13 protein-coding genes are annotated in these 18,605 nt (G+C 59.2%); 7 read left to right on the forward strand and 6 right to left on the reverse strand.

Features of this window, described 5'->3' with window-relative positions; genetic code table 11:
* Positions 1 to 32: 32 nt before the first annotated feature.
* Both OKB87_RS19975 and OKB87_RS19980 read right to left on the reverse strand, forming a co-directional pair.
* Positions 33 to 3,620, reverse strand: a complete 3,588-nt coding sequence (locus OKB87_RS19975; RefSeq protein WP_270828351.1) for an ATP-binding protein — start codon at positions 3,618 to 3,620, stop codon at positions 33 to 35.
* A 2-nt stretch (positions 3,621 to 3,622) separates the two neighbouring features.
* On the reverse strand, positions 3,623 to 4,246 hold the full coding sequence (locus tag OKB87_RS19980) for a response regulator transcription factor (protein ID WP_041216171.1): 624 nt from the start codon (positions 4,244 to 4,246) through the stop codon (positions 3,623 to 3,625).
* A gap of 599 nt (positions 4,247 to 4,845) precedes the next feature.
* Here OKB87_RS19980 and ecpA point away from each other — a divergent pair.
* The 5 genes from ecpA to OKB87_RS20005 all read left to right on the forward strand — a co-directional run bounded on the left by ecpA (position 4,846) and on the right by OKB87_RS20005 (position 10,983).
* Positions 4,846 to 5,421, forward strand: coding sequence for a common pilus major fimbrillin subunit EcpA (gene ecpA, locus OKB87_RS19985; protein ID WP_011704100.1), 576 nt, complete (start codon positions 4,846 to 4,848; stop codon positions 5,419 to 5,421).
* 59 nt (positions 5,422 to 5,480) lie between these two features.
* A complete protein-coding gene (locus OKB87_RS19990; RefSeq protein ID WP_270828352.1) occupies positions 5,481 to 6,146 on the forward strand; it encodes a hypothetical protein in 666 nt (221 codons plus the stop codon).
* 81 nt (positions 6,147 to 6,227) lie between these two features.
* Complete coding sequence (locus tag OKB87_RS19995) at positions 6,228 to 8,675, forward strand: fimbrial biogenesis outer membrane usher protein (RefSeq protein ID WP_270828353.1); 2,448 nt, start codon at positions 6,228 to 6,230, stop codon at positions 8,673 to 8,675.
* A 2-nt stretch (positions 8,676 to 8,677) separates the two neighbouring features.
* Positions 8,678 to 10,294 (forward strand): hypothetical protein, encoded by a 1,617-nt coding sequence (locus tag OKB87_RS20000; protein ID WP_270828376.1) that lies wholly within the window; start codon positions 8,678 to 8,680, stop codon positions 10,292 to 10,294.
* Positions 10,295 to 10,296: 2 nt separating this feature from the next.
* Positions 10,297 to 10,983: a fimbria/pilus periplasmic chaperone gene (locus OKB87_RS20005; protein ID WP_270828354.1), complete on the forward strand. Its 687-nt coding sequence runs from the start codon at positions 10,297 to 10,299 to the stop codon at positions 10,981 to 10,983.
* A 43-nt stretch (positions 10,984 to 11,026) separates the two neighbouring features.
* On the opposite strand, the gene leuE is transcribed toward OKB87_RS20005, so the two are convergent.
* The gene (gene leuE, locus OKB87_RS20010) at positions 11,027 to 11,665 is read right to left on the reverse strand and encodes a leucine efflux protein LeuE (RefSeq protein WP_270828355.1); all 639 of its coding nucleotides are present in this window, start codon (positions 11,663 to 11,665) and stop codon (positions 11,027 to 11,029) included.
* A gap of 199 nt (positions 11,666 to 11,864) precedes the next feature.
* Here leuE and OKB87_RS20015 point away from each other — a divergent pair, with 199 nt between their 5' ends.
* Positions 11,865 to 13,085, forward strand: a complete 1,221-nt coding sequence (locus OKB87_RS20015) for an MFS transporter (protein ID WP_202012358.1) — start codon at positions 11,865 to 11,867, stop codon at positions 13,083 to 13,085.
* 187 nt (positions 13,086 to 13,272) lie between these two features.
* Here OKB87_RS20015 and OKB87_RS20020 read toward each other — a convergent pair whose 3' ends face one another.
* On the reverse strand, positions 13,273 to 14,457 hold the full coding sequence (locus OKB87_RS20020; protein WP_162498773.1) for an NAD(P)/FAD-dependent oxidoreductase: 1,185 nt from the start codon (positions 14,455 to 14,457) through the stop codon (positions 13,273 to 13,275).
* 160 nt (positions 14,458 to 14,617) lie between these two features.
* Positions 14,618 to 15,142, reverse strand: coding sequence for a non-heme ferritin (gene ftnA / locus OKB87_RS20025; protein WP_016348910.1), 525 nt, complete (start codon positions 15,140 to 15,142; stop codon positions 14,618 to 14,620).
* A gap of 209 nt (positions 15,143 to 15,351) precedes the next feature.
* Between ftnA and OKB87_RS20030 the strand changes: the two genes are divergently transcribed.
* Entirely contained in the window at positions 15,352 to 17,142 is a 1,791-nt protein-coding gene (locus OKB87_RS20030; RefSeq protein WP_257689826.1) for a GGDEF domain-containing protein, read from the forward strand.
* 15 nt (positions 17,143 to 17,157) lie between these two features.
* Here the strand turns inward: OKB87_RS20030 and fabV are convergent, their stop codons facing one another.
* A complete protein-coding gene (gene fabV / locus OKB87_RS20035; protein ID WP_270828356.1) occupies positions 17,158 to 18,345 on the reverse strand; it encodes an enoyl-ACP reductase FabV in 1,188 nt (395 codons plus the stop codon).
* Positions 18,346 to 18,605: the final 260 nt, after the last annotated feature.

Below are 18,605 nucleotides of genomic sequence, written 5' to 3' on the forward strand. Positions count from 1 at the left end.
TCCATGAAGGCATGCCCGGCATGCCTTCATTTTCATTCCGGCTCGGCCTGCATTTGCACCATGGCCTGTCTGACTATCCCGTAGGAATGCTGCAACTGCAGCAATGCCATCGGCAATCCCTGCGGCGCGATCCCGCCTGATTCTATCTCACCACACACCGTAACCAGCGTCATCGCCCCCATGATCCTGGCCCCGCCCTTCAGACGGTGCACATAGTCAAGAAAGCGGGCCAGTTCGCCACCCTCGGCCGCTTGTTGCAGGCCCAGCAGGTCATCGTCACTGGCCCGCACAAACTCATGCAACAAGGGCAGCATCAGTGCAGGCTGATTGCCGGTCAATGGTCCGAGACACTGCTTGATCTCCTGCACGCAGCGCTCGATTTCCCGCTGTTCCTCATGCTGCATGTGGCGACACAGGCAGCGCTCCAGCTCTTCCAGCCCCACCGGCTTGAACAGGCAGTCGTCCATGCCGGCGGTCAGCCCCTCGCTCACCTGCTCCTGGCGGGCATCCGCCGTCAACCCCAGGATGAGGCAACGATGCGTACCCCGGCTCAGCTCCAGAGCACGATACTGGCGGGTCAGTTCAAAGCCGCTCATGCCAGGCATGTTGAAGTCGGTGATCATCACGTCAAAGGGTGTGTTGGCAGACAGTGCCAGCGCCTCGCGCCCCGACTCGGCCGCCGTGGCATCATGCCCGAGGTATGCCAGTTGCTGGCTGACCAGCAGCCGGTTGGTGGGGTGATCGTCCACTATCATGACCCGCAGTCGCCGGTGATGCCCTGTCATCGTGCCCAATGCCACGAGTGTGACTGATTCGACGGCGCTCGCCAGCGGCAATTTCATCTCGATGCTGATGCACGTGCCGTGGCCGGGCTCGCTCTCCAGCAGCAGCGAGCCTCCCATCGACTCGCACAGCGAGCGAGAGATCATCAGTCCGAGACCGGTCCCGGAGCGCTGGATGTGCTCGGGCTGCCTGGCCTGACCAAAAGGCTGAAACAGCCTGGCTTGCTCCGCAGGCGCAATCCCTATGCCCGTATCCCGGATCACCAGTTGCAAGGTGCACCAGCCGTCGCTGGTTTTTGATTGCAGCTCGACCCGCACCGATCCCTGATCGGTATACTTGATGGCATTGCTGATGAGATTGGAGAGGATCTGCTTGTAGCAGATGCCATCAATCTGTACCCAGCGGGGCTCGCCGGCGGCGAGGTCCAGTTGCAGGTTCTTTTGTCTGGCCAGCGCAGTGAATACGGTGACCACCGAGGCCGTCAGCGCCGTGATTTCATGGGGTTCCGGCCTCAGTTCAAGCCGGCCGGACTCGATCTTGGATATATCCAGAATATCGCCAATCAGGCTCAGCAGATCCCTGGCCGAACCATGGGCGATGGAGAGTGAAGTCTTGTCCTCCTCATGCAGTCGATCGCGGCGCAGGGTCAGTTCCAGCAAACCAATGATGGCATTCATGGGCGTGCGGATCTCGTGGCTCATGGTGGCCAGAAAGGTCGACTTGGCACGATTGGCCTCCTGGGCATCCTGGCTGGCCAGGGCCAGCTCTTCGAGCAGCCGCAGCCGCTCGCTCACGTCGATCCAGCCACCGATTCCGCCCTGAACATTTCCCTCCAGGTCATAGTAGGGCTGTACCCAGTGATAAACGGCCACGGACCCCGTCGCCATGGAGAGGCGATGATCCCCCTGCCTGGCACAGCGTACCGTACGCGCGGTGCTCAAATCCTCGAACAGGGGAGCCAGAAAAGGCCAGCGCTGCACATCGTCCGCCATGGTCGAGCCCAGCAGGCGGCTCTTCTCCTCGCCAAAGAAGCTGGCATAAGTGCTGTTGCAGAGCACCAGCCGATCCTCCCGATCTCTGGCGTAGATGGGATGGGGTGTGCCGTCCACCAGATCTTCGATGAACTTAAGCTGGGCACTCAAAGCCATCTCGGCTGCCCGGCGCTGGCGCACCTGTTTGTGCAAAGAGAGGCCCCATAGGCCGATCCAGATGGTCAGCAGCATGATCAAGGCAATGATGCCGCCAAATTCCCGTACCAGCTCCTGCCAGGTGATGGCCTCCTGCTGGGTACTGACGCGCCAGCGATTGGAGAGTCCTTCCAGCTCATCCGGCGGAATGATGGCAATCACCCGATCCAGAATGTCGCGCAACATATGCTGCTTGGGCGAAACGGCAAACGCCGCCCCGATCGGGATGGAGTCGAACAACTCGCCCGTGATGAGCAGACTGTCCGGAAACTTGCTGTTGATGTAGTACTTGGCGACCCGCAACGGCAACACGGTCACGTCGCAGGTCTCGCTCGCCACGCAGCGCAGCGCATCTTCGATCCGTTCGAACTTTCTGGTGGTCAGCTTGCCATACTCGTCCTCTATCGCCTGCTCGGAGATGAAGTCCTTGATAATGGCGACCGTGCCGGTCTTGAGCAGCGTCTCCGGTGCCGTCGCCTCATGGCGGACCCCCACCACATAGGCCAGCGGGTCGAGCACAAAGGCACGGCTGAACAGGTAACGACTGCGGCGCTCTTCCGATGGGCTCAACACGGCGATATCCACCTGCCCACCATCCAGCAACTGCAACATCTGTCCTGGCGTCTTGACCGGCACCACCTCTATTTCCACCCCCAGCTTCGCTCGCAACACCTGCAGCAAATCGGCCACCACCCCGTGCAAGGTGTCATTGATGTCGAGAAAACTCAGCGGCGGCACCCCGCTGTTGACGGCCATCCGGATTTTTTTCTGCTGACCCAGCCAGGCCCACTGCTCGCTGGTCAGCTCGACCTTGCTGGCCCCGATAGAGAGGCCGCCGCCATTCCAGCGTTTGGCAATTTCCTCCCGCTTGCCTTCCAGAATTTCATCCAGCGCAATATTGATGATTTTTTTCAGCCGCTGATTTTTCCTTTCCAGCGAAAAAGAAAAACCATGAGTATCTATATAAAGAGGTTTCAGTAATTGAATGCTGTCTTGATAAAATTTATTGACGATGAAGTTCCCGGAAATCATGTCCAGCATGACGGCATCGACCTGGCCATATGCAACCGCAGAAAGTGCGCTATAACGAGAGGAATACATTTTTATCTGAACCTTGGGCAGGTAGCGCATCACATCCAGCGCCGGCAGATAATACTCCGGGACAGCCACCGTTCTTATATCACGCTCCTTTACGTGTATATTCTTATATATGGCCGGATCATCCGGCATATATTTGTCGGTCAACAATAATTGCTGCTCTTCTTCATAGGCATTGGAGGTGCTCAGCAGATCGACCTCTCCCCGCTTGAGCGCAGCAATGGCCGCGGCGCGAGACGGCAGATTCTTTACGACGATCTCGACACGCAACAGATGACTCAGCATGCCGACAATGTCGGCGGTGACGCCTTCGTAAGCATTGGCACGCAGGGTGATGTCCATCGGCGGATTGTCGGGCATGGGTACCCCGAGCACCAACCGGCCACGATTTCTCAACCACAGCCAATCTTCCGCATGCAGCGGCAGGGTCTGCTTCTCGAGGTACTCGCTGTCATTGCGCGCATAGACATGCAGATAGGGCGCCGCCAGCTCATGAGCCGAAACCCATGAAGCGCAGCAACAGACCAGCAGAGCTGCAAACCAATGCCTCATGGTCACAGCAACTCTTGGCGCTTGGCCAGGCTGATCAGATCAACCATGGTGGTGACATTGAGCTTTTGCATCAGCCGACTCTTGTAGGTGCTGACCGTCTTCTCGCTGAGCAGCATGCTCTCTGCAATCTGCTTGTTGGTTTGCCCCTGGCATATCTGCAACAAGACGCTCATCTCTCTATCCGAGAGTGCCGACAAGAGATCTTTCCGATCGACTTCATGGGCATTCTTGGCGCCAGCAATCACATCGCGAGGGAAATAAAGCTGACCTTTCCCTATCTTTACCAGCACTGTTTTCAGCAAGGAAAGGTCATCCAGCTTGGATATGAAACCGTTGGCACCGGCTTGCAGGCAACGCACCATAATATGATGGGTGGCTTGTGCCGACAATATGACCACCTTGATATCAGCATCCATCTCTTTCAGTCTTTTGATCACCTCAATGCCGTCCAGCCTGGGAATCCCGATATCCAGAACGACCATATCAGGCTGATATTTCCGCGCCATCGAAACTGCATCAACACCATTATCAACTTCGGCAACAATATGATGATCATCCTGCTGCAGCAGGATATTTACAGCCATTCTGATGGCGGGGTGATCATCTACTACCAATATTTTTGCCATATACTTTCCTGTCATTACTCCATTTGATTCAACGTATATTAACTACAAAGTCAGCACGTGTACCATATGGCGCTTGAATATTAATGATATGTTACGTAGTTCAAGTAACGACTCCTCTCTTAGTACCTCATTCATTTTTATCTGATATTTTTATTTATGCTCATCAAATACTTACAGAGCTATATATTCTTTTGAATCTCTATTTTTCCTTGTGCTCATTCCAACACGGCAACCCCTCCCATCCTCCCCCGTCAGAGGGACACGCCATCTAGATAAGAAAAGCACCAAAACTCTTAAAAATCAAAATCATAAGAAAAACAAAAAACCCCGATAAGAGAATGGACAAGGCTTATTTTAAGTTGCAGACAACAACCATCTTTTAGGACTTTTCCTACACAGCATTCAATCGATCCGAGCAGGTCCGTCCAGTATCTTTGCCGGCGAAAAGATGAGCTGATTGACGAAACATTACCCTTCGGCGATCGGCAAGATTGCCTGGACAAACCCGTCCGGCAAGGTGGAAAGGGAATGCACCCTGGGTGCGTGAAATCAAACGGGTGGCAAATGCCCCCATCAGGAAATGTGTAGGAAATATCAAGATGAAAAAGACTCTGATTGCGCTGACTGTTGCAGGACTGGGCTTCGCTGCCGCCGCTCAGGCTGCCGTGGAAGCCACCCCGGCCATTGCCACCTGGAAGGCTACCGCCAAAAAGGACACCGAATCGGCGCTGGTTGTCACGCCGCTCGACAGCCTCTCTTTCCAATACGCGGAAGGGATCAAGGGTTTCAACACCGTGAACGGCCTGTTCGACGTTGCCATCAAGGGTGATGCCAGCGCCACCGACTTCACGCTGAAGGCCAAGAAGCTGAGCGGCACCCTGAACCACCTGAGCGGCGGCTCCACCGTCGACGTCGGCGTGCTGTGGCAAGGTGCTCCCGTCAGCACCACCGCCTATACCACGCTGATCGATACCGCTGCCGGCATCACGGGCGGCAACCTCTCTCCGCTGGCCAGCAGCTTCAAGGATGACACCCAGCGCAGCACCGCCCAGGGCTCGTTCACCTTCAACATCGAGAGCGCGACCGTCAACGGCACTGAAGCGGCTTTCGAGACCCTGCCGGATGGCCTGTGGAGTGGGGAAGTCAACGTCGAGTTCGTTGCCAACTGGTCCTAATTGCCGCGACGCATAGTATTCGGGGCCCTGCGGGGCCCTTTGCAATCACAGGAGTTCCCATGAACCTGAAAATGCTGATGGCATGGATGCTGTTTATTCCCGGGGTCAGCCAGGCCATCAACGTTGGTTCCGTCACCACCTTCATCGATGCGGGCAGCCAGGATGTAGCCAAGGAGATCGAGAATGGCAGTGCTCAAGCCAGGCTGGTCACCATCTCCGTCAGCCGCATCTCTTCACCTGAAGAGGGTGGCCAGGAGATCCCGATGGAAGTGGCCGGCGAGCTGATGCTCTCGCCCAGCCGACTGATGCTGCCCGCCCATGCCAAGAACAACGTTCGTTTCTTTTACAAGGGACCGCAGGACGGCAAGGAGCGCTACTACCGCATCCGCTGGCTGGACACCGCCCTGTCGATGGACGACCAGAGCAGCAATCGCCGCCAGGCGGTTGCCACCACCTCTGCCCAGATAGGCACCATTCTGGTGGTCACGCCACGCCAGCAGCACTTCGCCTACAACCTGCAAAACGGAATGTTGAGCAATCAGGGGAATGCCTCTTACCGCACCGTGGCCTACGGCCCTTGTCTTGACCGCAAGGCACAGGCGCAGTGCAAAGAGACCTACTACGACCTGCCCGGCAAGCAGCGCTGCTTCAAGAAAGTCGATATGCAGGATCCGCAAAGTCATCTTGGCCTCTGGCTGGGTCAGGAATTCGTCGTCGTCAAATAACCCGTTTGTGCTGGTACTGCCTTCACCACCCGGTCGAGTGGCGGTGTTGTTTTGCCGAAATCTGAAACCATGGTGCGTGATATGTTGAAGAAAACCTGCTTGTTGCCGCTCTCATTGCTGATGGTGGTCTCCGCCTCGGCCAACAGCGCGGCGCCACTCAAGATCGCCAACGTCATCATTCCGGCCAGTTTTGCCCAGGCTCTGGCAGAAGGGCTGGCTGTTCCCGTACGTCTGCAGTACACGGATGGAAAAAACCAGCTCGACACCCTGACCGATAACCCGATCGGCAATGCCACCCTGCTGCTGCAGGACGGCAAGCTGCATCTGCTGCACATCGATTTTGGTGCTGGCCAGCAGCAAGGTCTGCTCAACGACCAGCTGACCGCCATGCTCGCCAGCGAAGAGAAGCGCACGTTTTCTGCCGAGGGCAGCTTGCAGATAGATGCCAACGCCAGCATGCAGCTTGACCTGGTGGCCATGTTGCTGACGATTCGGGTTTCACGCGATGCATTCGGCCAGGCGAGGCAGCCGGACAACCGGGTGACCTTGACCCCGACCGTCGACACTCTGACCGGGGTGCATCGCTACAATCTGGGCTACTCCTTCAACAGCAATCGGCAAAACGGTCACAGCGACTCCAACTTTCTGCAACTGGACAGTACCGTCGGGCTGGGCGCCCATCACATGGCGCTGGACGCCTCCCTCTACAACCTTGGGGAGCCAGAACAGAGCGGTGACATCTATCGTGCCATGTACGAGCGGGATCTTGACGATCGCCGCATCGCGGCCGGCATGGTCTCAACCTGGGATCTGCAGACGCTGGGGGTGGTGACCGGCCTGAGTACTGGCCGCATTTATGGGGCATCGTATGGCAACCAGGCACAGTCACGTAAACAGAAGGCCGACGCGTCCACCACCCCGGTACAAGTCTTCATGCCTGCCAATGGCGAGGTCAGGGTGTACCGTGAGGATCGCCTGATCACCCTGCAGAACCTGGCCATCGGCAACCAGAATATCGACACCTCGGCTTTCCCCAGTGGCGTCTACAACGTCACGGTCGAAGTCTATGTCGATGGGCGGCTGACCAGCACCACGACCCAGCGCGTCACCAAGCTGGGCGGTAGTCTGGGCTTTACTCAGGAGTGGGGATGGCAATGGTGGGGAGGCATGATGGAAGGCGCCCAGAACAACGGTGATTCACCGCTGCTGGGAGTATCGCTGGCACGTTCGCTGGATACTCTGGAACTGGCCACCACAACCTATGCCTTCAAGGATGCTGCGGTAGGCGAAGCGCGTGCAAACTGGCAGGCAACCGATCGTGTCAGTGCCCAGTTGCAAACCATGCTGGCCTCCGATCAATCGTGGCGATTCGCATCCAGCCTCGCCCTGCAGGCCCATGACAATGCCTCCCTGTGGCTCAGCCAGGAGAAACTCGAGACCGGCAGCGCCCTGACGGTGAGCAACGCCGAACTCTACTCCGCCGGCATCACGCTCAATCTGGGTGGCTGGGTCAGCGGTCTCGGCCAGCTCACCTTCAACACTCTGCACGACCGCCAGATGAACAGCGATCGCAGCTATGCCGATTACTACCAGCACCTTTATGCCGGCAAATACGGCAACCTGTCGCTGCGCGCCAGCCTGCAAAGCGACAGCGGCACGCTCAACGGATTCAACAACAAGAGCATCACGCTGGATTACTCGATCCCGTTCGACAACCTGTTCAGCTTTGGCATGAGCAGCAACGAGCAGGGCCAGACCACGGCCAACCTCAACTACCAGAAACGCATGGACAGCGTCATCAATCTGGCCTCGTTCAATGCCTCGCGCATGATGCACGGCAGTGATGAACACAATATGGCGCTCTCCGGCACACTCGGGTTCGAGAACAGGGTCATCGGCGGCACCATGACGCTGGGCCGCGGCCATGGTGGCGACATGAATGGCAACCTGATTGCGCGCGGTGCCCTGGTCACGACGGAGGACTCACTGGTCGCCTCTAGCCACAACTCCTCGGGGGCCGGCTTGATCATCAATACCGGGATCGAACGCCAAGGACAGATGCTCGCCAAGGTCAACGGACAGGATTACCCCCTGCATGGCGAGCAGACCTTCCTCGCCCTCCCCCCTTACGGGGAGTACGAGATAGAGCTGCTCAACAGCAAGCGGGGCAAGGACAGCTACGACATCAATACCGGCAAGCAGCGCTACACCCTGTTTCCCGGCAACGTGGCCACCCTGGATGCGAGCAGCACCATCAAGGAGATGGTGACTGTCTTCGGCATACTCAGGGCGGAAGACGGCTCCTTGCTGGCCAATGCCCGCATCGACAACCATATCGGCACCACGGTGACCAACGAGGAGGGTGAATTCTCGCTGGATGTGGATAAAGCCAATCCCATGCTGACTTTCCGCCAGGGGAATGACTTCTGTGAAGCCGAGCTCGATCTTGAACAACACAGCGGCGCCGCCTGGGTAGGCATCATTACCTGCCAGGGGCTGCCCACCTATGCCATGGTGAGAGAGTACTGATGATGAATCCCGCATATAAATGGCTGTTGGCGATGGTAATTGCCACCAGCTGGGCCTCGCAGGCCAGTGCCGCAGTAATAAAATATAATTTGGTCGATGCTGATCTGCGCCATTTTCTGTTTATTGAAAACCAGGAAGACCACAATCTATTTATTACACCAACCGATTATCTGGACCCTCGCCTGACGGGTGGCAACGCATGGACAACTGACTCCAGGCAGGTCAGTCTGGCATATGCAGACAATGGTCATAACTACACAGTCACCAACTACAATATCGATATGTGGGAAAACGGCCCGGTCAAATATCCGTATATCAATCAGCGTTGTATAAAAAGCTGGGCGGGGTGTGATCCACAGACAGCAGAAGCGATGAATAAACCTGCCTCAGTAAATGAAACCGGATTTTTCGGATTGATGAAAGCCGCCACCGGATATGCACATGCAAAATTGAGCTCCGCTTTCTTTGACTATCTTCGCACCATGCCTGCCGGGGGCATTTTGAACAGAGAAATGAATCTTTGCATGACCACCAGAATCTATGATGCCGCGGCCGGGGAACGCTGTATCAATCAGGATAGTGGAACCTGGTACGTCAAGCGGACCCAGCATAAAAAAGCGGGACACCTACGTTTCATACAGACCAATGCGATCAGTGAAGTGATCGTCGACAGCAATGGGGCTCCCTATGTGCTGCCCGGTTCACAAGGTTGTGAGAATTATCGGCTGGGTACACGAGATGGGGTGCTGTGCCGCTTTCTGGACTACGACTTCAATCAGGATGGCAGCCAGTCATTTTCAGACCCGTATATTTATACCAACATCAAAAATGCGGCACTCAACAGCGCCATTGTTGGCGGTGATGTACAAATGAGTGCCAATCTGACCAACTGGGCTCTTAAAGGTGCGGATTACAATGTCAGCTATCTTAGAGGGCAATCGTCCATTTATCTTTTTCTATCAAGCAACTTTTTCAAACAAGTGGTCAGGTTGGGATTACAAGAACAGCTCACCAGAAATTTGATTAACTTTAATATGCGAAATATCAAAGCGCCGGAAAGTGGATTCTATGAATTCAGCGGCACCACCGAGATCATCATAAAACCACGGGACTTCAGTGTTTCCATTCTATCCTCGGAGGGGGTGAGCAATCCCTACCGAGAAGGCAATGTGGGCAAGGATATATTGAGTTTCTCTTACAATATCTCGGATAGTGGGCCCATCAGTGCAGACATGCTTGAGATTACCGTTTCACAAGATATCGGGGCTCCGTATCAAGGTCTCTGCACTTTTTACCCCGCAGGGCAGGCTGTTCCCGAACAGGCAGTACCTATACCGACTAGATTGGTATTTGATTCGACCAACCATGGGACAGCCTCCCGACATGCGGTCCGCTGTGATCAGACGCCGCTGGATATTCGCAGCTTGGGGATTCAGGACAGCCAGCCTCCACAGGAATGGAATGACCCCGTCAGCGGCAAAGGCATTACCCGATTCTACAAGCTGGCGCTGGAATTCGATCTGACCGATCCCATGGTGCAACGCACCATTGGCAACGACCTGTGGGAAGGGGAAGTACAGCAAAGCGGTACCATTACCATCAAAGGGACCTGGCGCTGATCATGAAGAACGACACGCATCGCATTCTCTGGCTCTTGCTGGCCGGCACGCTGAGCTCACAGACCATGTCCATCGACATCGGCGCCATGACGATTGCCATGGCACCGAACGAAGAATTCATTGCCCGGACCGTCACCAACAACAGCGGCTCGCCCAAGGTCTACGAAGTGCAGATGGAAAAAATCAGCAATCCCACGGCCACGGGGACAAGCGTTCCGACGGTGCCTGGCGAGCTGCTGTTCGCCCCCAAGCGCTTCACCCTGCACGCCAAGCGCATGCAGAACGTCAAGCTCTACTACAAGGGGCCGGCGGATGGTCAGGAGCGTTACTATCGCATCACTTTCACCGAGTCACCGGCGGCCCAGCTTGATGAAAGTGGCCAGGCCAGGCGCCGTGGTGCGTTGGAGATGAAACTCGCGCTGCAATCGACCCTGGTGGTGCGCCCGCGCCAGGTGCATTTTCAATACCAGCTGGATCCGGCAAGGAGCAGCATCACCAATACCGGCAACACCTACTTCGAATTCATGGTGAAACGGGGGTGTCTGCAGGCGGACAGCGAGGCCGACAGCAAATACCTGCTGCCCGGCGAAACCTACCAGAACCCAAGGATCGGCCAGGCAGGCAACCAGATGCTGATCGTCTACCAATCCCGGTTCATCCGGGTTGGCAAGGATTGCTGGCCTGACTAGCCGCTCGCAAGCGGGCGACCGGGATTGGGCAGAGCCCTGGCCATCAGGATGACAACGTGGCCAGCCGGGCGGCGAAACCCATGAAGAAGAGGCCGATGAGGCCATTGCCGAGTTTGGCGAGGCGTACCTTGCGCGCAAAGAAGCGCGCCATCAGGGTGCCACCGAAGATCAGCAGGGTCAGATAAACGAAGCTCATGGCCTCCAGCATGCTCGCCAGCACCAGGTAGGAGACCCAGGTGTGGGCATAGTTGAAGTCGACAAACTGCACGAAGAAGGAGACGTAGAACAGGATCGCCTTGGGGTTGGTAAGGCTTAAGGTGAGCGCCTTGGAGAAGTAGCGCTCGCCGTGCTCGACCACGGGCGCCTGCCCTTCCCGCCTGGCGATGAAGTTGGCGTGCAGGATCTTCACCCCGAGATAGAGCAGATAGAGAGCCCCCAGGTAGCGCACCAGGGTAAACAGCAGCGGGGTGGCGCGAATGAGGGAGGCGATGCCCAGATAGGCGCAGAAGATCAGGATGGCGTCGCCAACGAAGACCCCGAGGGCCGCCTGGTAGCCCGGGCCGACGCCGCGGCTCGCCCCGGTGCGCAGCACATAAATCGAGTTGGGCCCCGGCGCTATGATGATGAAGAAGAGCCCTACCAGATAAGTCCAGACATTGATAACCCCCAGACTCTCAAACATGATCCCTCCATGGCGGGTAGCGACCCACATAATGCGACGACGAGGTTTCTATACTAATCCTCCGCCCGCCGAGCACAAGCACCGAGCAATGATCCGTTCGTCTCTGGGCAACCCATCCCCGCACTCACCACTTTGTGGTGTCCAGACGCGTCGGGATCAGGCATGTTAAGCCATACCCAGACTCACAGAACCCGCCCTCATGGAAAAGAGCATCAGTACCGATCAGCCACTCGCCGCCGCTACCGCGCACGACGCCTTGAATCGCACCACCTATCCGGTGATCGCCGCCATCAGCTTCTCGCACCTGTTGAACGACATGATGCAGTCGGTGCTGCTGGCCATCTATCCGCTGCTCAAGCTCGGCCTCAACCTGTCGTTCGCCCAGATCGGTCTCATCACCCTCACCTACCAGTTCACGGGTTCCTTGTTGCAGCCGCTGATCGGCCTCTACACCGACCGCCGACCCATGCCCTATTCATTGCCGTTCGGCATGGGCTTTACGATGATCGGCTTGCTGTCGTTGTCGCAGGCGGCCAGCTTTGGCGCCGTGCTGCTGTCGGCCATGCTGATCGGCATCGGCTCGTCGGTGTTCCACCCGGAATCTTCCCGGGTCGCCCGCATGGCGGCCGGCAGTCAGCCAGGGCTGGCCCAATCGCTGTTCCAGATCGGCGGCAACCTGGGGTCGGCCATAGGCCCGCTGCTCGCCGCGCTGATCATAGTGCCGCAGGGCCAGGGCAGCGCGGCCTGGTTCTCGCTGTTCGCCCTGGTCGGCGTCATCGTACTCAGCCTGGTCGGACGCTGGTCCAGCCATCACGCCGCCAACTTCCATAAACGGATGAAGGCGCACCTCGGTCACGGTCTGAACCGCCGCCAGATCGGCTGGTCGCTGGCCATCCTCGGCCTGCTGATGTTCTCCAAATTCTTCTACATGGCCAGCCTGAGCAGCTATTACACCTTCTACCTGATGGACAAGTTCAGTCTGTCGCTGGACAGCGCCCAGCTCTATCTGTTCGCCTTCCTGTTTGCCGTCGCGGCGGGTACCGTGCTCGGCGGGCCAATTGGCGATCGCATCGGCCGCAAGCGGGTGATCTGGATCTCCATCCTCGGCGTCGCCCCCTTCACCCTGCTGCTGCCCCATGTCGACCTGTTCTGGACCTCGGTTCTCTCGGTCATCATCGGCCTGATCCTGGCCTCGGCCTTCTCCGCCATCCTGGTCTACGCCCAGGAGCTGGTCCCCGGCAAGGTCGGCACCATCTCAGGCCTGTTCTTCGGTTTCGCCTTCGGCATGGGGGGCATAGGGGCGGCCCTGCTGGGCCAGCTGGCCGATGCCACCAGCATAGAGACCGTATACCGGGTCTGCGCCTACCTGCCGCTCATCGGCTTGCTGACCGCGTTCTTGCCAACCCTTAGAAAGGGATAACGGGCCACCCCGCGAGGGATGCCACCCATAAAAAAACGCGGCCGAAGCGGCCGCGTCTGGAGTTGATGAGGGCAAGGGTAGGTCAGCAGTACTGACCAGCCACCCAGCCGCCAGGGCTACAGCCCCACTGGAAGTTGCCCCTCAAAGGCCGCTATAGCGCTCATCGACGATATAGAAGCAGCCTCCATCAGCAGTACTGGCCGGCTACCCAACCGGAGGACCAGGCCCACTGGAAGTTGTAGCCACCGAGCCAGCCGGTCACGTCCACCACCTCACCGATGAAGTAGAGACCGGCCACCTTGCGTGCCTCCATGGTCTTGGAGGAGAGCTCGTTGGTATCCACCCCCCCCAGGGTCACTTCGGCGGTGCGATAACCCTCGGTGCCGTTGGGCAGGATCTGCCAATCCCCCAGTAGGGTGGCCACGGCCTCCAGCTCCCGCTCGTTGTATTGACGCATCGGCTTGCTGACCAGCTGGCCCAGCTCCACCAGCTTGTCGACGAAGCGCTTGGGCAACTCGCGCCCCAGCACGGTTTTCAGCTCCTGCGCCGGATGGGCCTGGGCCCACTCCCTGAGGGTGGCGGCGATGTCGAGCTCCGGCAGCAGGTTGATGTGGATCTTCTCCCCCGCCAGCCAGAAGGAGGAGATCTGCAGGATGGCGGGGCCCGAGAGACCACGATGGGTGAACAGCATGGCCTCCTTGAAACAGGTGCCATCCTCGGCGGTCACCGCCACCGGCAGGCTGACCCCGGCCAGATCGGCGAAGGCCTCTTTCTCGGCCTGATGCAGGGTAAAGGGCACCAGCCCGGCGCGGGTCGGCAACACCTTGAGGCCGAACTGCTCCGCCAGCTTGAAGCCGTAGGGGGTGGCACCGAGTTTCGGCATGGAGAGGCCGCCGGTGGCCACCACCAGCGAATGGCAGCTGATCTCCCCCTGACTGGTGGTCAGCACGAAACCGTCATCGGTCTTGCTGACGGTGAGGATCTCGGTCTGGAACTGCAGAGCCACGCCGGCCCAGTCACACTCGGTCAGCAGGATGTCGACGATCTCCTTGGCGCTCTCGTCACAGAACAGCTGGCCCAGGGTCTTCTCGTGATAGCTCAGGCCATGCCGGTCCACCAAATCGATGAAATCCTGCTGGGTGTAGCGCGCCAGCGCCGACTTGCAGAAGTGGGGGTTGGCCGAGAGGAAGGCATGAGGACCGGCCTGATGGTTGGTGAAGTTGCAGCGGCCGCCGCCGCTGATGAGGATCTTGCGGCCCGGCTTCTTGGCGTTGTCGAGCACCAGCACGGAGCGGCCCCGATAACCGGCCTGGGCCGCACACATCAATCCGGCCGCCCCGGCACCGATCACCACCACATCAAACTGCTTCATCATCACTCACTCATCCAAAGAAAAACGACCCCTTTATACGAAGACCGTCTTTGTATCCGGCAGCAACCAGCACCGCGGTTTCATGGCTGCCGCAATAGCAAACGGCCCCTGTTAAGAGGGGCCGTCATTGTACTGGCTGAACACTAAGTGTCCACGACTATCAGGCGTTGCCATCCATGATGCTGGCAGGGGCGCCCTTGGCCAGCTCGGCCAGCTCCTTGTCGATGAAGTAGAGGCCCTTGCCGTCTTCACCCACCAGCGACAGGCGGTCGACGATGCTCTTGAACAGCTTCTCCTCTTCGTGCTGCTCGGCCACGTACCACTGCAGGAAGTTGAAGGTGGAGTAGTCCTGGGTGGTGAACGCCACGTGGGCCAGGCCGTTGATGCACTTGGTGATGTGGTATTCGTGCTCGAGGGTGGTGCGGAAGATGTCACCCAGCGACTTGAACTCGTGGGGAGGGGCATCGATGGCACCCAGCAGCGGCATGGCACCGGTCTCGCTCACGTAGGTGAACAGGCGCTCCATGTGCTGACGCTCCTCGACGGCGTGCTGGCGCAGGAAGTTGGCCGCCCCCTCGAAGCCCTTGTCCTCGCACCAGGCGCTCATCTGCAGGTAGAGGTTGGAGGAATAGAATTCAAGATTAATCTGCTCGTTCAACTTCTCGATCATGGCTTTGGCCAACATGATGATTCTCCACTGTGATTTGGTCACGATTGTCGCCACAGTTTCGTTATGAAGCAACCAGATACCGCAGCCCGAGCTCTCAGTTGTGACAGCTTTTCGCCTCATCCTATCCCCCATACGGTTATAGAGAAGCAAAGAAACATGGTGTAAGTGGATTCAGCCATTATGATGGCGCCAGTGGTCGGGGAAAGGATTCAATGAGATTCATAATGGCACTGGCGCTGCTCTGGATGACCCAGCTGCAGGCCACTCCCTCCTTGCTGAAAGAGGCTGAACTGCAGGCGGCGCGCGATCCCGTCGGCTATCTGCAACGCCTCGATGCCAACCCGCAGCAGGACATGGAGCAGTTTTACGCCAGAGCCCTGGCCCAGGCCGCGCTGGGGCGCTATCCGCAAGCCCTGCTCGACAACGCCCGTGCCCGCGGGCTGGCCAGTGCCCAGCAGGAGACCCTGCGCCTGCTCGACTTCCGCTTGCAGCAGATCGCCCTCACCCTGGATACCGAAGCGCCGGATCAGGCGCTCACCCTGCTGGAGCAGCTCAAACCCGCCGTGGCTGGCCATCCGCAGCAGACCTCCGAGTGGCACGCCCTGAACGGGCTCGCGCTCTATCGCACCCAGCAGCTCAGTGCGGCGATCGCCGAGCTCAAGACCGCCTTCCGCCTCAAGCAGACAATACCGGATTCCACCATCGCCAGCCTGCAGTGCGCCCGCCTGCTGATGACCCTCGGCAACCTCTACGCCGACCTCAATCTGGCGCGGGAGGCCGAAAGCTATTACCTGGAGGCGCTGCAGCGCATGGTGCAGCTGGACGAACCCAACAGCCAGATCATCATCCGAGCCAACATGGCGCGGCTCTATATCGATACCGATCGCCCCGCCCAGGCCAGACGGCTGCTGGACAATCTGCTGGCCAACCCGGCGCTGGCGCCGGACTACCGTGCCATCATCCTCGGCTATCAGGCCATGGCGCTCAATGCCGAGCGCGACTGGGCCGGTGCCCTGCGCGCTCTGGACGAGGCGCAGGCGCTCTATCAGCAACTGGGCTACCCGGAAGCCGGGGTGCGCCTGCTGGAGACCCGGGCCAGGGCGCTGCAGGGCAGCGGCGAGAAGCAGCTGGCGCTGCAACTGCTGACCAGCCAGGGGCCTGCCGGTGCCGGCAGCAAGGCCTTGCAGGCCAGCCTGCTGGCGGATCAGGGGCGCTACCCCGAGGCCTATCAGGCGCTCAGTGAATACGTGAACGACTACAAGCAGCACTTCAACCAGACCCTGAGCCAGCATGCCGCCGCCTTCCAGGCCGAGATGGATCTGGCCCGCAGCGAGGCCAGCAACCGGGTGCTGCAACAGGAGAACGAGAACAAGCGCCAGCAGCTGCTGCATCAGCAGAGTGCCCGCCACTACCAGCTGGCGCTGGTCGGTCTGCTGGCCAGTGCCCTGCTGCTGCTGGGCGTCACCACCCACCGGCTGCACCGCAGCTCGCGCCACCTCTACAAGCTGGCCACCTTCGATCAGCTGACCGAGCTGCCCAATCGCCGCGCCCTGCTGGAACGGCTGGCCACCCAGTGGCAGCAAGAGGGCCCGCTCACCCTGCTGATCATCGACATCGATCACTTCAAGCAGATCAACGACCGTCACGGCCATCAGGCGGGAGACAGGGCCATTCAGCGGCTGGCGCGGGAGCTGAGATCCTGGGCGCCCGACCTGCAACTGGTCGGGCGCTGGGGCGGCGAGGAGTTTCTGGTAGCGGTGCCGCTGCCGGCGGCGGATTGCTGGTATCTGGCAGAGCAGCTACGCCAGCGCATCGGCCAGATCGACAAACCCCGCATGACCATCAGCATCGGGGTAGCCGGCCGCTCGGCCGCCGATGACGGGTTGGGCCAGCTCATCCATCGGGCCGACATGGCCATGTATCAGGCCAAGCGCCAGGGCCGCAACCAGACCATTCTGGCCGCAGAGCCGAGCAACCCGGAACAGCCGGAGGCGCTGGCCAGCAGCGTGGCCTGACTTCAGCCCCCTGGCTCAGGGCAGCAGCTCGGTCAGCGAGGCCAGATCCACCGGCGCGCCGTAGTCGACGCCCGGCAGCTCGAAGCCGTTGAGCTGCATGAAGTCCTGGCGCAACCCGGCAAAGTCCCCCAGCGCGTGGAAGTTGTCCGGCGTCACCTTGGACCAGAGCGCCGAGACGGCGGCCTGAATGGCCGGGTCCAGTTCGTGGTCATCCATCCGGATCAGCCGGTTGCCGTCGGCCACCACCCCTTGCGGGCCGTACATCTTGGTGGCAAACAGCCGCAGCATCTGCTCGATGCAGCCCTCGTGCACGCCGCGCTCCTTCATCACCCCCATCAGCAGGCCCAGATAGACCGGCAGCACCGGAATATAGGCGCTCGCCTTGGTCACCAGTGCCTTGCAGACCGACACCCAGGCATGGCCGCCAAGCTCCGCCAGCTGCAGGTTGATGGTCTCGGCGGTGGCGTGCAGATGCTCCTTGGCATAACCGATGGTGCCGTCCCGATAGAGGGGGTAGGTCGATTCGGGGCCGATATAGGAGTAGGCCACGGTCTGGGCGCCGGGCGCGAGGCAATCCGCCTGCTGCAACGCCTGCAGCCAGAGCTGCCAATCCTCGCCGCCCATCACGCTGACGGTGTCGCGGATCTCCTCCGGGGTGGCCGGATCCAGCGACTGCTGCACTAGGGTGTCCTGTTCCAGATCCAGTCCCCAGCCGCTGAATGGCTGGCCGGTGGTCTTGAGCACGGAGCGCACCTGCGTGCCGTCAGGCAACACCCGGATGCCGCTCGCCAGCGAGTAGATCACCAGATCCACCTGCCCCAGCTGCTGGCGGATGGTGTCGATAGCCTGCTGGCGCATCCCGGTGGAGAAGGCATCCCCGATCAGATTGATGGCGATGCGGCCGGCCTGCTCCGCCTCCTTGCGAAACCAGATGTTGTTGTACCAACCGGCGCTGCCCGGCCCCTTGTCAGAAGGGCCCCGCTCGAATGACACGCCGACGGTGTCGGCCCCGGCTCCGAAGGTCAGGGCAATGCGCGACGCCAGCCCGAAGCCGGACGAAGCGCCCAGCACCAGCACCCGTTTCGGCCCGTTGAAGGAGCCCGCCGCCCTGACGCTGGCAATCTGTTGCAACACGGCGGCGCGGCAGCCGATGGGGTGACAGTTGCGGGCGACGCAGCCCTGGATCTGTGGGTGAATGATCATCAAGGAGTCTCCAAGGAATCAATACGATACGCGAAATGACGGTCGCAGACCGGCCCGTATCCAACCGGGAAACGGTGTTCAATGGCCAGCGACGGTCTGCCAATGGAACTGGCTACAGCATAACCAAGCGAGACGGGATTACCTTGATGTCGGGCGGAATATCGGCGAGAAGGCGGCAGAAAAACAAAAGGGAGCGCGAGGCTCCCCAAAGCGGTATTCAGATGCTTTTTGTTGTTTTGTGTTCATTGCGAAGCACGGGC

Source organism: Aeromonas sp. Y318-1 (assembly GCF_027706125.1).
Lineage (GTDB): Bacteria > Pseudomonadota > Gammaproteobacteria > Enterobacterales > Aeromonadaceae > Aeromonas > Aeromonas hydrophila.

Bases quoted from the DNA above. Each gene is read 5' to 3' on its own strand.
- OKB87_RS19980 (WP_041216171.1), bottom strand. From the start codon at position 4,246: ATGGCAAAAATATTGGTAGTAGATGATCACCCCGCCATCAGAATGGCT.
- OKB87_RS20000 (WP_270828376.1), top strand. From the start codon at position 8,678: ATGAATCCCGCATATAAATGGCTGTTGGCGATGGTAATTGCCACCAGC.
- fabV (WP_270828356.1), bottom strand. From the start codon at position 18,345: ATGATCATTCACCCACAGATCCAGGGCTGCGTCGCCCGCAACTGTCAC.
- ftnA (WP_016348910.1), bottom strand. From the start codon at position 15,142: ATGTTGGCCAAAGCCATGATCGAGAAGTTGAACGAGCAGATTAATCTT.
- OKB87_RS19975 (WP_270828351.1), bottom strand. From the start codon at position 3,620: ATGAGGCATTGGTTTGCAGCTCTGCTGGTCTGTTGCTGCGCTTCATGG.
- OKB87_RS20015 (WP_202012358.1), top strand. From the start codon at position 11,865: ATGGAAAAGAGCATCAGTACCGATCAGCCACTCGCCGCCGCTACCGCG.
- OKB87_RS20020 (WP_162498773.1), bottom strand. From the start codon at position 14,457: ATGAAGCAGTTTGATGTGGTGGTGATCGGTGCCGGGGCGGCCGGATTG.
- OKB87_RS20030 (WP_257689826.1), top strand. From the start codon at position 15,352: ATGGCACTGGCGCTGCTCTGGATGACCCAGCTGCAGGCCACTCCCTCC.
- OKB87_RS20005 (WP_270828354.1), top strand. From the start codon at position 10,297: ATGAAGAACGACACGCATCGCATTCTCTGGCTCTTGCTGGCCGGCACG.
- OKB87_RS19995 (WP_270828353.1), top strand. From the start codon at position 6,228: ATGTTGAAGAAAACCTGCTTGTTGCCGCTCTCATTGCTGATGGTGGTC.
- ecpA (WP_011704100.1), top strand. From the start codon at position 4,846: ATGAAAAAGACTCTGATTGCGCTGACTGTTGCAGGACTGGGCTTCGCT.
- leuE (WP_270828355.1), bottom strand. From the start codon at position 11,665: ATGTTTGAGAGTCTGGGGGTTATCAATGTCTGGACTTATCTGGTAGGG.
- OKB87_RS19990 (WP_270828352.1), top strand. From the start codon at position 5,481: ATGAACCTGAAAATGCTGATGGCATGGATGCTGTTTATTCCCGGGGTC.